This is a genomic window from Pseudomonas sp. 65/3-MNA-CIBAN-0223 (genome assembly GCF_040310425.1).
GTDB lineage: Bacteria > Pseudomonadota > Gammaproteobacteria > Pseudomonadales > Pseudomonadaceae > Aquipseudomonas > Aquipseudomonas gregormendelii.
Genome location: NZ_JBEOPV010000006.1, coordinates 39,146 through 53,028, shown reverse-complemented (window position 1 = coordinate 53,028; position 13,883 = coordinate 39,146). Strand labels below are relative to the sequence as shown.

Annotated in this window: 13 protein-coding genes and 1 pseudogene; 9 read left to right on the top strand and 5 right to left on the bottom strand. The window is 60.8% G+C overall.

Going from position 1 to position 13,883, the window contains the following annotated elements; translation table 11 throughout:
- Window positions 1-18: 18 nt before the first annotated feature.
- The 4 genes from AAEZ09_RS08385 to AAEZ09_RS08370 all read left to right on the top strand — a co-directional run bounded on the left by AAEZ09_RS08385 (window position 19) and on the right by AAEZ09_RS08370 (window position 3,348).
- Complete coding sequence (locus AAEZ09_RS08385) at window positions 19-474, top strand: flavodoxin (protein ID WP_045061414.1); 456 nt, start codon at window positions 19-21, stop codon at window positions 472-474.
- Window positions 475-576: 102 nt separating this feature from the next.
- The gene (locus AAEZ09_RS08380) at window positions 577-1,359 is read left to right on the top strand and encodes a class II aldolase/adducin family protein (RefSeq protein WP_350599012.1); all 783 of its coding nucleotides are present in this window, start codon (window positions 577-579) and stop codon (window positions 1,357-1,359) included.
- Complete coding sequence (locus AAEZ09_RS08375) at window positions 1,359-2,261, top strand: alpha/beta fold hydrolase (protein WP_205892967.1); 903 nt, start codon at window positions 1,359-1,361, stop codon at window positions 2,259-2,261. The genes AAEZ09_RS08380 and AAEZ09_RS08375 overlap by 1 nt, the downstream gene beginning before the upstream one ends.
- 175 nt (window positions 2,262-2,436) lie before the next feature.
- Entirely contained in the window at window positions 2,437-3,348 is a 912-nt protein-coding gene (locus AAEZ09_RS08370; RefSeq protein ID WP_045061411.1) for an SDR family oxidoreductase, read from the top strand.
- 547 nt (window positions 3,349-3,895) lie between these two features.
- On the opposite strand, the gene AAEZ09_RS08365 is transcribed toward AAEZ09_RS08370, so the two are convergent.
- A complete protein-coding gene (locus AAEZ09_RS08365; RefSeq protein ID WP_045061410.1) occupies window positions 3,896-4,687 on the bottom strand; it encodes an IclR family transcriptional regulator in 792 nt (263 codons plus the stop codon).
- A gap of 164 nt (window positions 4,688-4,851) precedes the next feature.
- Between AAEZ09_RS08365 and hmgA the strand changes: the two genes are divergently transcribed.
- Genes hmgA through maiA form a run of 3 tightly spaced genes read left to right on the top strand, consistent with a single transcriptional unit; the run spans window position 4,852 to window position 8,118 of the window.
- Window positions 4,852-6,162, top strand: coding sequence for a homogentisate 1,2-dioxygenase (gene hmgA, locus AAEZ09_RS08360; protein ID WP_350599010.1), 1,311 nt, complete (start codon window positions 4,852-4,854; stop codon window positions 6,160-6,162).
- A 3-nt stretch (window positions 6,163-6,165) separates the two neighbouring features.
- Window positions 6,166-7,470 (top strand): fumarylacetoacetase, encoded by a 1,305-nt coding sequence (gene fahA, locus AAEZ09_RS08355; protein ID WP_350599008.1) that lies wholly within the window; start codon window positions 6,166-6,168, stop codon window positions 7,468-7,470.
- A 12-nt stretch (window positions 7,471-7,482) separates the two neighbouring features.
- Window positions 7,483-8,118 (top strand): maleylacetoacetate isomerase, encoded by a 636-nt coding sequence (gene maiA, locus AAEZ09_RS08350; RefSeq protein WP_045061407.1) that lies wholly within the window; start codon window positions 7,483-7,485, stop codon window positions 8,116-8,118.
- A gap of 133 nt (window positions 8,119-8,251) precedes the next feature.
- Here the strand turns inward: maiA and AAEZ09_RS08345 are convergent, their stop codons facing one another.
- Window positions 8,252-9,055 (bottom strand): SirB1 family protein, encoded by an 804-nt coding sequence (locus AAEZ09_RS08345; RefSeq protein ID WP_045061406.1) that lies wholly within the window; start codon window positions 9,053-9,055, stop codon window positions 8,252-8,254.
- Window positions 9,056-9,230: 175 nt separating this feature from the next.
- Between AAEZ09_RS08345 and AAEZ09_RS08340 the strand changes: the two genes are divergently transcribed.
- Window positions 9,231-10,250 carry a Glu/Leu/Phe/Val dehydrogenase family protein gene (locus AAEZ09_RS08340; RefSeq protein WP_045061405.1) on the top strand — a complete coding sequence of 340 codons (1,020 nt, stop codon included), beginning with the start codon at window positions 9,231-9,233 and terminating at the stop codon, window positions 10,248-10,250.
- Window positions 10,251-10,408: 158 nt separating this feature from the next.
- Here the strand turns inward: AAEZ09_RS08340 and AAEZ09_RS08335 are convergent.
- Window positions 10,409-10,663 (bottom strand): annotated as a pseudogene (locus tag AAEZ09_RS08335) (YebG family protein); the annotation flags it as partial.
- A 765-nt stretch (window positions 10,664-11,428) separates the two neighbouring features.
- Here AAEZ09_RS08335 and AAEZ09_RS08330 point away from each other — a divergent pair.
- Complete coding sequence (locus AAEZ09_RS08330) at window positions 11,429-11,929, top strand: phosphate-starvation-inducible protein PsiE (protein ID WP_045061403.1); 501 nt, start codon at window positions 11,429-11,431, stop codon at window positions 11,927-11,929.
- On the opposite strand, the gene AAEZ09_RS08325 is transcribed toward AAEZ09_RS08330, so the two are convergent.
- Window positions 11,926-12,243: a DUF3509 domain-containing protein gene (locus tag AAEZ09_RS08325; protein WP_045061402.1), complete on the bottom strand. Its 318-nt coding sequence runs from the start codon at window positions 12,241-12,243 to the stop codon at window positions 11,926-11,928. The two genes, AAEZ09_RS08330 and AAEZ09_RS08325, sit on opposite strands and share 4 nt — an antisense overlap.
- A 283-nt stretch (window positions 12,244-12,526) precedes the next feature.
- Entirely contained in the window at window positions 12,527-13,828 is a 1,302-nt protein-coding gene (locus tag AAEZ09_RS08320; RefSeq protein ID WP_350599005.1) for a serine/threonine transporter, read from the bottom strand.
- Between the last annotated feature and the right edge of the window lie 55 nt (window positions 13,829-13,883).

The following is a 13,883-nucleotide window of genomic DNA, read 5'->3' as shown; positions in this document are numbered from 1 at the left end:
AGCATTAGGATCAGATTGATGAAAGTCGCCATTTTTTCCGGCTCGGTTTACGGTTCTGCCGAAGAAGTCGCTCGTCACGCGGCAGGCATTTTGAAGGAGGCCGGTTTCGACACCTGGCATAACCCTCGGGCAACGCTTGCTGATGTGCAGGCTTTCGCCCCCGAAGCCTTGCTCGCAGTAACCTCGACCACTGGCATGGGCGAGCTGCCAGACAACCTGCAGCCGCTTTATTTCGCCATTCGCGACCAGCTGCCGGCGGCCTGGCGCGGTCTGCCGGGTGCGGTCATCGGCCTGGGCGATGCGAGCTACGGCGATACTTTTTGCGGCGGTGGTGAGCTGATGCGTGAACTGTTCGGCGAGCTGGGCGTTCGTGAAGTACTGCCGATGCTGCGCCTGGACGCCAGCGAGAGCGTGACCCCGGAAACCGATGCCGAGCCCTGGTTGGCAGAACTGGTGGTGGCGTTACGTAACTGACTCGCTCGGCCATCAAGCTGGCTGCCAATGCAACTACGCGAATCCCGGAGGCTGACTAGACTGCTGTCACGTGCAGAACAATAAGAACAGGAGTTCCTTGTCGTGAGCGTAGCCCCCGTCTCGTCACCGCCTAACGTCAAAGATCAGGTCAGCGCCGCCGAATGGCAGGCTCGCGTTGATCTGGCCGCCTGTTATCGGCTGGTCGCCCAGCATGGCTGGGATGACCTGATCTTCACGCACATTTCTGCCAAAGTGCCTGGCACTGAAGATTTTCTGATCAACCCTTTCGGGCTGATGTTTCACGAGATCACTGCGTCGAGCCTGGTCAAGGTGGATCAGGCCGGCAACAAGTTGATGGGCAGCCCCTACGAGATCAATCCGGCGGGGTACACCATCCACAGCGCCGTGCATGAAGTGCGTCACGACGTGGTGTGCGTGCTGCACACCCATACGGCGGCCGGTGTCGCGGTGTCGGCGCAGAAGCAGGGCGTTTTGCCGATCAGCCAGCAGTCGCTGTTCGTCTTGTCCAGCCTGGGCTATCACGCTTACGAAGGTGTCGCGCTCAACCATGAGGAGAAAGCGCGACTGCAAGCCGACCTTGGTCAGAACAATTTCCTGATGCTGCACAACCATGGCCTGCTGACCTGTGGCAGCAGCATCGCCGATACCTTCCTGATGATGTTCATCTTCCAGCGCGCCTGCGATATCCAGGTGCTGGCGCAAAACGGTCGGGCCGAGTTGATCGCCATCGAGCCGCAGATTCTGGCTGGGGCCAAGGCGATGATTGCGGGTGTGACCAAAAGTGCTCAAGGGATGGGTGGTGCACTGGCCTGGCCAGCGTTGCTGCGCAAACTCGATCAACTCGACCCGGGTTATAAACTCTGATGGCACTCGCCGAGATTCCGCTGTGCGTCTGGCGCAAACGTGGCCAGACCTTCATTTTCCGTGGCCAGCACATCCGTTACTGGACGGCGGGGCAGGGTGAGCCGTTGCTGCTCATCCATGGTTTTCCCACCGCCAGTTGGGACTGGCATTGCCTGTGGCCGCCACTGGCCCAGCGTTACCGGGTTATTGCCTGCGACATGCTCGGCTTCGGTGATTCTGCCAAGCCCACCCAGCATGACTACAGCCTGCTGGAGCAAGCCGACTTGCAGCAAGCGCTGCTCGCGCACTTGCAAGTCGCAGACCCGGTGCATGTGCTTGCCCACGATTACGGTGACAGCGTTGCCCAGGAACTGTTGGCGCGGCACCACGAGACGCGCATCGAGCTGGCCAGCTGCGTATTTCTCAATGGCGGCCTGTTTCCTGAAACCCATCGTGCCTTGCTGGTACAGAAACTGCTGCTCAGCCCGTTGGGCTGGATGATCGGGCGGGCCTTTAACCGGGACGCGCTGGTGAAGAGTTTCCGGCATGTCTTCGGCCCTCACAGTGGCCCGAGCGAGAGCGAGATGGACGACTTCTGGAGTCTGGTGGAAAGCAACCGTGGCCCGCGCATCATGCACAAACTCATTGGCTACATTCCCGAGCGCCGCGCGCAGCGTGATCGCTGGGTCGCCGCCATGCAACGCAACGAAGTGCCCATGCGAGTGATCGATGGCGAGGCCGATCCCATTTCCGGCGGGCACATGGTCGAACGCTATCGCCAGCTGATACCCAACCCCGACACGGTCGTGCTGCCCGGTATTGGTCACTATCCACAAATCGAAGCGCCTGCGCAGGTGCTCAAGCACTACCTGGAGTTCCGCGACAATTGCGTGTTACTGCCGCGCAAGGTCGCCTGTTCGTAAATCTGCGGTAAATATCGCTGTCGGCGTTTCTGCAGGAACTGCCGAAGGCTGCGAGCTTTAACGCATCATCCCCCTGCCTTATCGAGCACTATTCAGCCCCAGCCGTTTTCATTGTGACCCGCAGCCCCGTGCCTGACACTCGGGCTCATGTCCCTTTGGCCTGGAGTTGTCCCCCATGAGTGAGTCTGTGCGCTTCGAAGATAAAGTCGTGATCATTACCGGTGCCGGCGGCGGCCTCGGTCGCGCCCACGCGTTGCTGTTCGCCAGTCAGGGCGCGAAGGTTCTGGTTAACGACCTGGGAGGTTCGGCCCAGGGGGAGGGCGCCAACGCTTCGGCGGCTGATCGAGTGGTCGCGCAAATTCGCGAAGCGGGCGGCATCGCCGAAGCCAACCACGACTCCGTCACTGACGGCGACAAAATCGTCCAGCACGCCATGGACGCCTTCGGCCGGGTCGATGTAGTCGTCAATAACGCCGGGATTTTGCGCGACAAAACCTTCCACAAAATGGAAGACGCCGATTGGGACCTGGTCTACCGCGTCCACGTCGAGGGCGCCTACAAGGTGACCCGCGCGGCCTGGCCGCACATGCGCGAGCAAAACTACGGCCGGGTGATCTTCACGGCGTCGACTTCCGGCATTTACGGCAACTTCGGCCAGTCCAACTACGGCATGGCCAAACTCGGCCTCTACGGCCTGACCCGCACCCTGGCCATTGAAGGTCGCAAGAACAATATTCTGGTCAACGCCATCGCCCCCACCGGCGGCACCCGCATGACCGAAGGCCTGATCCCGCCGCAAGTGTTCGAACAACTCAAGCCGGAGCTGGTCAGCCCGCTGGTGGTGTACCTCGCCAGTGAAAACTGCCAGGAGACTTCAGGGCTGTTCGAGGTAGGGGGTGGCTGGATGGGCAAAGTTCGCTGGGAACGCAGCCTGGGCGTCGGGTTTGATCCGCGGGTGGGGTTCTCGCCGGAAGATGTGGCGGCGAATTGGCAGCAGATTTGCGATTTCGAGGGGGCGGCACATCCCAAGGATAATATCGAGGCGCTGAAGGAGATGATGGGGAATTTGCAGAAGTACTCGTTGTAAACGCAGGTTGTTTCTCTGTGGCCACACCTGTGGGAGCAAAGCTTTGCTCCCACAAAAACGCCATAAAAAAGGCCGCTGCAAACGCAGCGGCCAAAGTAAGACGTTCGATCAAGGAGCTACAAATCAACGTCTGTGTACACAGTGCAATGAACCGAAAAATCTTCAATTCATCTGAATCCGGTCAACGATGCAGTGGACAACAACACACCGCCATCGATCCGCGCCTCCAGCCTGTTCCCCCGAAAGCTCACCCAGAATAAAGCCTTGTTCCCAAAGGAAAAATAGCGATTATCGACATGCACTGTTGCAGCATCGGCAACAGTGTCTGCGCGGCGCATCCACGCCCCTGATACCGCCCCATACACCCCGCATACCCCGCGCGGAGCCTGGGCGCTCAGGCCACCCATCCTTTTTGGCGGATGACGCCCAGGCGTTCGTGCTACTGCGCGATGCGCAGCGCTTGATGCAGCAACGGCAGATCGCCGACATCGTTTAACTTGGAGTACGGTTCCAGGTCAGCAGTCAGTCTGGTTGCCTCATCCTGAGGTCACGGGGCAGGGGCGGGCTCAAAGCCCATGCGCCAGCTGACGGCGCGGGTAGCGGCCAGCAATCGCTGCGCTGCGGGGCCGTCTTCATCGGCGTGGAACAACGACGCCGGGCCGACAATGGTCATCACCGCCACCACCTGGCCCACGGCGTTGAACACCGGCGCCGACAATGCATCGACGCCGGGCATCAATAACCCGTGCACGTGATGCAGGCCGCGGTCGCGGATGCGTTCACACAGCGTTACGTAGGCCTGATCGTCCGCCAGCGGGTGGGGCTTGCCTGCCTGTAGCTCCATCTCGCGCAGATCCACGGTTTCGCGCTTGGGCAAGTAGGCACCAAACACCAGGCCGGTGGACGAACTGAGCAGTGGCAGCACCGATCCCAGTTGAGTCACCACCGTGACGGCACGAACCGCGGGCTCAATGTGCACAACCGTCGCACCTTGGTTGCCCCACACCGCCAGGAAACAGGTTTCGTTCAGTTCGTCGCGCAAGTCGGCCAGGGGCAGGGCGCCGACTTTCAGCACGTCCATACTGTTCAGGGCTGCCAGGCCCACGCGAAGAGCTTCACGGCCCAGGCCGTAATGGTTGGTCGCGGAGTTCTGTTCGGCAAAACCACTGGCGATCAACGCCTGCAAGTAGCGATGCACTTTGCTCGCCGGCATCTGCACGTGTTCGGCCAGGCGTGACAGCGAAGTCGAAGGCGACAACTCGGCGAGCGCCTTGAGGATGTCGGTGCCGACCTCGGCCGAGCGGACTTTCTGCTTGTCGTTGCTACGCGGCGTTTCCATGAAGGCGATCTGATCCTGTTACGAATGGGCGTCTTTATAGCTTGACGGTAGAAACCAATCAAATTACGTTATGCGTAATCGAATTACGATAAAAATAACCCGGGCGTGCCGAGATTTCTGCGAAGCAGGACTGGCCACGGCCTGCTCCCTGTTCAGGAGGCTCCATGAACCTCGATTCAACCGCGTCCGCCGCCGGGCCTGCCTACCAGTCCGGTTTCGGTAACCAATTCAGCAGCGAAGCCCTGCCTGGCGCCTTGCCGATCGGGCAGAACTCTCCGCAGAAAGCCCCGTACGGGCTGTACACCGAACTGCTGTCTGGCACGGCCTTCACCATGGCCCGCGCCGAGTCGCGGCGCACGTGGATGTATCGCATCCAACCCTCGGCCAATCATCCCGCATTCGTCAAGCTTGAACGCCAACTGGCGGGCGGCCCGCTGGGCGAGGTGACGCCCAATCGCCTGCGCTGGAACCCGCTGGACATGCCGGATGAGCCGACCGATTTCATCGACGGGCTGGTCAGCATGGTGGCCAACTCGGCGGCGGAAAAACCGTCCGGCATCAGCATCTACAGCTACCGTGCCAACCGTTCCATGGAGCGGGTGTTCTTCAATGCTGATGGTGAGTTGCTGCTGGTCCCCGAGAGGGGTCGCCTGCGCATCGCCACCGAGCTGGGGGTGCTGGAGCTGGAGCCACTGGAAATCGCCGTGCTGCCCCGGGGCATGAAGTTTCGCGTCGAACTGCTGGACCCACAGGCCCGTGGCTACATTGCCGAAAACCATGGGGCGCCGCTGCGCCTTCCGGACCTCGGGCCTATTGGCAGTAACGGCCTGGCCAACCCTCGGGACTTCCTGGCGCCGGTCGCGCATTACGAAAACCTCCAGCAGCCGACTACCCTGGTGCAGAAATTCCTCGGCCAGCTGTGGGGCTGCGAGCTCGATCATTCGCCGCTTAACGTTGTCGCCTGGCACGGCAACAACGTGCCGTACAAATATGATCTGCGCCGGTTCAACACCATCGGCACCGTCAGTTTCGATCATCCGGACCCCTCCATCTTTACCGTCCTGACATCGCCCACCAGCACCCACGGCCTGGCCAATCTCGACTTCGTGATCTTCCCGCCACGCTGGATGGTGGCCGAGAACACCTTCCGTCCGCCCTGGTTCCACCGTAACCTGATGAATGAGTTCATGGGGCTGATCAAGGGCGAGTACGACGCCAAGGCCGAAGGTTTCGTGCCGGGCGGTGCGTCCCTGCACAGCTGCATGAGCGCCCATGGGCCCGACGGCGAAACCTGCACCAGGGCAATCAACGCTGAACTGGCGCCGGCGAAAATCGATAACACCATGGCCTTCATGTTCGAAACCTGCCAGGTCCTGCGCCCGAGCCGGTTCGCCCTGGAGTGCCCGCAATTACAGAAAAACTACGACACTTGCTGGGCCACGCTGCCCGCCACTTTCGACCCGACCCGGAGATAACCCATGACTCAGACTTCCACTACTCGCAGCTGGGTTGCTTCGGCCAACGGCCATGTCGATTTTCCGCTGCAGAACTTGCCACTGGGCGTGTTCAGCATTGACGGCGGTGCACTGCGCAGTGGCGTGGCCATCGGCGATCACATCTTCGATCTGGAAGCGGCGCTGGATGCCGGTCTGTTCGAAGGCGCTGCCAAAGCGGCGGCCGAAGCCACCTGCGGCGGGCAACTGAATGCTTTTTTCCAAGCCGGTACGCCAGCGCGCAAGGCGTTGCGTGAGCGGCTGCTGCAGTTGCTGGCAGAAGGCAGCACCCTGCACGGCAAAATCGAAGCCCAGGGCGCGAGGCTGCTGCCGCTGGCGGCAAACTGCGTGATGCACCTGCCGGCGAAAATCAGCGATTACACCGACTTCTACGTGGGCATCGAGCATGCGCAAAACGTCGGCAAACTGTTCCGCCCGGACAACCCGCTGCTGCCGAACTACAAGTACGTGCCAATCGGCTACCACGGTCGAGCCTCGACCATTCGCCCCTCCGGTACCGACGTTCGGCGCCCGAAAGGCCAGACCCTGCCGGCCGGGCAGGCCGAGCCGGTGTTCGGTCCGTGCGCACGGCTGGACTACGAGCTGGAGCTGGGCATCTGGATCGGCCAGGGCAACGAGATGGGCGACTCGATCGCCATCGCTGACGCCGCAGATCACATCGCCGGTTTCTGCCTGCTCAACGATTGGTCGGCGCGGGACATCCAGGCGTGGGAGTACCAGCCACTGGGGCCATTCCTGTCGAAAAGTTTCATCACCAGCATCTCTCCCTGGGTGGTGACGGCTGAAGCACTGGAGCCGTTCCGCCGTGCCCAGCCCGCACGTCCCAAAGGCGATCCGCAACCGCTGCCGTATCTGTACGACCCGCGTGACCAGGCCGCCGGGGCTTTCGACATTGAATTGGAAGTCCTGCTGCTCACCGAAGCGATGCGCGAGCAGAATCTGCCGGCCCATCGCCTGACCCTGAGCAACACCCGGCACATGTACTGGACTGTGGCGCAGATGGTGGCGCATCACAGCGTCAACGGCTGCCAGTTGCAGGCGGGCGACCTGTTCGGTTCGGGCACATTGTCCGGCCCGAAGAACGGTCAGTTCGGCAGCCTGCTGGAAATCACCGAAGGCGGGAAACAGCCGATTGAACTGGCGAGTGGTGAGGTGCGTAAATTCCTCGAGGACGGTGACGAGATCATCCTGCGCGCCCGTTGCAGCCGCGACGGGTTTGCCTCCATCGGTTTTGGCGAGTGCCGCGGCAAAGTGCTGCCGGCGAGTTAAGAGGATCGGCCGATGGAACTCTTTACCTATTACCGTTCGACATCGTCCTACCGGGTGCGGATTGCCCTGGCCCTCAAGGGCCTGGACTATCAGGCGCTGCCGATCAATCTGATCGCGCCGGCGGGGGGCGAGCACCGCCAGGCGCTGTATCTGGGCCTCAACCCGCAAGGCCGGGTGCCGGCCTTGCGCACTGATGAAGGCGATCTGTTGATCCAGTCACCGGCGATCATTGAGTACCTTGAGGAACGTTATCCACACGTGCCGCTGTTGGCCACCGATCTGGCCGCTCGCGCTCATGAGCGCGGGGTCGCGGCGCTGATCGGCTGCGATGTGCACCCGCTGCATAATGTCAGCGTGCTCAACAGGCTTCGGCAGTTGGGTCACGATGAACAGCAGGTAGTCGAGTGGATCGGGCACTGGATCAGCCAGGGGCTTGGGACCGTTGAACAGTTGATTGGTGACGAGGGGTACTGTTTCGGATCGCAACCTGGGGTGGCGGATGTTTATCTGATACCGCAGCTGTATGCGGCTGAGCGCTTCAACATCTCCCCGCAGGCCTGGCCACGTATTCGCCGGGTGGCGGCGCTGGCAGCGGCTCACCCGGCATTCATCAAGGCACACCCGGCCAATCAGCCGGATACTCCCTGACTGCACACGCCAATATAAGCATCCTGCAACCTGTGGGAGCACAGCTTGCTCGCGATGGCGGGGTGTCATTCAACATCAATGTCTACTGACACGACGCCATCGCGAGCAAGCTTTACTCCCACAGGATTGGGTGTCAGTGGACGATGGTGTTCGGCGGCAAGTGCCCCAGCCGTTCGGTCAGGCGAATCCGCTGGATCGGATCTTCGCTGAGCATCAATGCATGCTCCAGGTCGAAGCGTTCGGCGTTGGGACAGTCCAGTCTTTGATACAGGCTCGCCCGGGCCAGGTAGTCGGCGGCGCTGGCGTTGCCCAGTTCCAGTACCCGCTCGGCGTCGATCAGGGCACCGATATAATCATCGTGAGCCAGATGCAGTTGGCGCAGGTTGCGGGACAGGCGTTGCAGCATCTGCAACGGTTCGGCGGTGACCAGATGCTCGGCGCTCAGCTTCATGTTCGGACCGTACTGGCGATGCAGCAACTCCCGGCAATCATTCGGGTACAGACGCCGCCCGCCGCAAGGATCAAGCAGGTGGTCGGCGCCCGGAACCCGCAGTAGAAAATGCCCTGGGAAATTGACCCCGACCATCGGTATTTCCAGGCGCCGGGCCAGCTCAAGCGCGATCAAGCCCAGCGCCAGGGGTTGTCCGCGTCGGCGTGTCAGCACCTTGTCCAGCAATGCCGCCTGCGGACGCAGCGGCGTGAAGTCGTCCTGGGCAAACCCCAGGTCATTCATGCGGCGCAGCAACGGTTGCGCCAACTCGCTCACCGGCAACATTGGCAAACCATGGCTAACCCGTTGCTGCAGATCCCTGAACCCAGCCAGTAGGGATTCGACGTTCAGCTTCTGGTCATGCTCGACACAGATCCACAGCGCCGCTTCGAACAGCGCGGGCGGTGATCGTTGCAGGCACTCGAAGAAGCATTGGCGGGGCGTCATCAAAATCTCCCGGGACATGCCTCGTTTTAGCCCCGTCTCCCTCATTCGTCCAGTGCCCCGGAAGGTTATGTCCGAATGCCTGAGCCGCAGCGCTGCTTATTCCGGCGCGCTTCAGCAAAATTCAGGCGCGAGCCTATACTGGCGACTACAAGAAGTGATTTTCGGGAGCCTTACGATGTTCGCTCTCATGCAGAGCAATCGCCTTGAATCGCTGCATCTGAGCGTCGACCCGGTCACCGGGTTGAAGGCGGTCATTGCCATTCATGACAGCCGTCTGGGCCCGGCCCTTGGCGGATGTCGATACCTTGCCTATCCTGACGACGAATCCGCCGTCGAGGACGCTGTGCGCCTGGCCCGGGGCATGAGCTACAAAGCGGCGCTTGCCGGCCTGGCCCAAGGTGGCGGAGTCGCCGTGATCATCCGGCCGATGCACGTGGAAAGCCGCGCCGCGCTGTTTGAAGCGTTCGGTCGTTGCGTAGACCAGCTCGACGGGCGCTACATCACCGCTATCGACAGCGGCACTTCGGTAGCCGACATGGATTGCATCGCCCAGCAGACCCAGCATGTCACCAGCACCACCTCGGCCGGTGATCCCGCGCCACATGCTGCAATGGGGGTGTTTGCCGGTATTCGCAGCACGGCAATGGCACGCCTGGGCAGCGATAACCTTGAAGGCCTGCGCGTGGCAATCCAGGGGTTGGGCAATGTGGGTTACGCGTTGGCGGAACAGCTGCATGCGGCCGGCGCTGAACTGCTGGTGAGCGACATTGACCACGGCAAGGTCCAGCTTGCGATGGAGCAACTGGGCGCTCATCCAATCGCCAACGATGCATTGCTCAGTACGCCCTGCGATATCCTCGCGCCATGCGGCCTGGGCGGCGTCCTTAACAGCAACAGCGTGTCGCAATTGCGCTGCTCGGCGGTGGCGGGCTCGGCGAACAATCAGCTGACCCATGTCGAAGTCGCCGACTTGCTTGAGCGGCGGGGGATTTTGTACGCCCCCGATTATGTGATCAATGCCGGCGGTTTGATCTACGTCTCGCTCAAGCACCGTGGTGAAGAGCTGACCACCATCACCGCGCACCTGTCGAAAATCAGCTCCCGTCTTACCGAGGTGTTCGCCCATGCCCAGGCGGAAAAGCGTTCCCCTGCGCGGGTGGCGGATGAGCTGGCGGAGCGGGTGTTGTATCGCTGATGCCCAGGCATGAAAAAGGCCCTGAGTCGCTGGACTCAGGACCTGTTCAATTCGGGCGCTGTTTACTTTGGTGCTTTTGCCGCCTTTGCAGGTTTGGCGGGGGCATCGGGTTCAACAGCTTCAGGTTCTTGCGCTACTTCAACGGGGGCAACCACTTCGGCAGGCGCGCTCAACAGTTCGGACAGGGCGTCCGGTTGGCTCTTGAAGGCCTTGGCGAACACGTCGCGGTTCTTCGCCATGTAGATCCCGGCTTCTTCCACTTGCTGTTCGGTCAGGGACGGAACGGCTTTTTGCAACACTTCAGCCAGCAATTCGGCGAGTTCGAGCATTTTGTCATGACGGTCAGCTTCGGCTTTATCCATGAACAAGCGCTCCAGATCTCGGCTGCTGCGGTATACCACTTCGACGGCCATTCACCACCTCACATGCCTTCACATTAAGTTGTCGTATTCGACCACTGTATTTATATACAGCTAAAAGGATAAGCGAATCCTGCCGATTTGGGTAGTGACATTTCACTGTAGCTGCGTTTTGGCTGGGGGTGGGCTATAGGGAGGTCTCTGAGATACCAGTCCTCATCAGTGTTGAATGCCAAATCGCCATCGCGAGCAAGCTTTGCTCCCACGTGATCATCTCCCCCAGGGTTACCTTTGCCTGAGATCCCTCTACAAGTCTTCATTTCAATTTGGAACGGTGCACGACCAGACAAGCGCAGCGCGCCGGGTTGATACCTTGGTCGGCCCGAAGGCCGCCACGGCGAGCTGTGGATTGCAGGCGCCCCGTTAACCACGCTGGCCGAACGCAGGCATTGCGCAGCGGGGAAACCGGCAAGGATGCCGGTTTAGCCGCGCTGGGCCAGGGATGGCCCATCGCGGCGCCCCGCGGAGCAATGCCGGAGTGAGGGCACACCGAGCCTAGGCGAGGTGCCGAGTGGTGGGGCAAAAGCGTTTGGTTACTTTGCGCTTTTCAAAGTAACCCGCCGTAAGGGCGGAACCATAAGCCGCCGTTACCCAGAAACGGATATACACACATTGCCCGGGCGGAGTTCCGATGCCCAAAGTGCCTCAAATCCCCCAGCCAACATCTCACTTCTCACCCCTGGCCTTTTTTCTGCATGCCAAACAACCGTCACGTCAAAACCGCATCATCCGGTCAAACCGACCTAAGGAAGAACCACCGTGAAAATCAACTGGGCCGAGAAACTGCGGCAGAACGTGCACCAACTGGCCGAATCCCTGGGTAACCTGTTCGTCGAAAGCTTCCACTACCTGGCACTGTTCGCCATTGGAGCAGTAACCGCCTGGGCGGCGGTGATGGAATTTTTGGGAATGCTGGACAAGGGACACATCAAGATCGATGACATCCTGCTGCTGTTCATCTACCTGGAATTGGGCGCCATGGTCGGGATCTACTTCAAGACCAACCACATGCCGGTACGCTTCCTGATCTACGTGGCCATCACCGCACTGACTCGCCTGCTGATTTCCAACGTGTCGCATCACAACCCACCGGATATCGGCATCATCTACCTATGCGGCGGCATCCTGCTGCTGGCGTTCGCGATTCTGGTGGTGCGGTACGCCTCCTCGCAATTCCCTTCGGTGAAGATCGAGCACCCGCAGCGCAAGGTCGGCGCGGGTTCCAGCGAGCATCCCGAAGTGGAAAAGGGCGAGCTTTAAAGCCCGATCGCCGGACGCGGCAAGCCCTTGGCTGGTGGCGGTGGCAGCGTCCGGTTGTCGCCGTCAGTCATCGCTTCGAGAATGGCCACGGCACTGTGGCCCTGCTCTATGGCGATGCCGAACTGAATGCTTTGCACCAGGCGCTTGAGGCGCTTGGGATCATTGCGCTGTTCGGCACTGATCATCCGTTTGGCCACCACGCGACCACTGTTGGACAGCGTCAGCATGATGCTGCCGTCGAGCCCCTGAATGCTCAGGTTGATCTGGTAATCCGGCGCGAAGGCATCGGTAATGAGCTGAAAAGGATTGTCCATGATGCGTCACCGCCTGATTGAACGTGCAGTTGTTGACCGACCATGATCGGGTTGGTTCGCGTTACCGGACCATCGGCTGGCCGCTCGCGATCTCTCTCGGGGAACGTAGCAAGCGGCATGCCGGAAAGATTGTCGAACAAAAGCACAACCGTGTAGGAGCGAGCTTGCTCGCGAAGAACCCGAGAACGGCGCGGGCTGCAAGCTTTCCCCCGCGTTGACGATCATCCTTGATCGCCGCCCGGAGCAAGCGCGCACCTGCAGCCTCAGGCGATTTCCGCCCGATTCAGGGCAGGAATGAAAAGATGATCGCAGACAGTGCAATCAAGCCGATCAACACCACGAACACATTCGAAACCTGGCCCGAATAATGGCGTAATGCCGGTACGCGGCGGATGGCGTACATCGGCATCAGGAACAGCAGGCACGCGATGATGGGGCCGCCGAGTGTCTCGATCATGCCCAGGATGCTCGGATTGAACGTCGCCACTGCCCAGCAGCTGAGGATCATGAACACCGCCGTCGCGCGGTTCAGCCAGCTGGCGGACATGACCTTGCCACGGCCGCGCAGGCTCTTCACGATCAGGCCCTGGAAACCTTCGCTGGCGCCGATGTAATGGCCGAGGAAGGATTTGGTGATCGCCACCAAGGCAATCAATGGCGCCGCGTAAGCGATCACTGGCGTCTGGAAGTGATTGGCCAGGTAAGACAGGATCGAGATGTTCTGTGCCTTCGCCGCCGCCAGGTCAGCCGGGGACAGCGCCAGCACGCAGCTGAAGCAGAAGAACATCACCGTCACGACCATCATTGCGTGAGCAATGGCGAGAATGCCGCTGCTCTTGGCTTCGGCCTGTTCGCCGTAGCGCTGTTTCTGATCCACCGCGAAAGCCGAGATGATCGGCGAATGGTTGAACGAGAACACCATCACCGGGATTGCCAGCCACAGGGTCTTGAAGAACAGCGGCATCGGCATGCCTTCACTGGCGGTGGCGAAGAACGCGCCGTTCCAGTTCGGAATCAGGCTGATACCGAGCAGCAGCAATGCGGCGACGAAAGGGTAGACCAGCACGCTCATGCATTTGACGATCACGCCCTGGCCGCAGCGAACGATGGCCATCAGGCCTAGGATCAACCCTAGCGACAGGATGGCGCGCGGCGGGGGGGCGATGTGCAGCTGGTGTTCCATGAAGCTGCTCAGGGTGTTGGTCAGCGCGACGCTGTACACCAGCAGAATCGGGAAAATCGCGAAGAAGTAGAGCAAGGTGATCAGCTTGCCGGCACCAATGCCGAAGTGTTCCTCCACCACTTCGGTGATGTCACCAGAGCGACCGGACAGCACGAAGCGGGTCAGGCCACGGTGTGCGAAGAAGGTCATCGGGAACGCCAGCACTGCGAGGATCAGCAGGGGCCAGAAACCACCGACTCCGGCGTTGATCGGCAGGAACAGGGTGCCAGCGCCGATCGCCGTGCCGTAGAGGCCGAGCATCCAGGTGGTGTCGTGTTTGCTCCAGCCTTTGCTGGCTGTCGCGGTGTCGCGTGTTACTTCTACAGCAGGATTTTCGGCAGCAGGTGTACGTACATCGGTCATCGTATTGGCCTCGTTATTGTTCTTGCTCGGGCTCACGTGGTACGGGCGGTCAGGG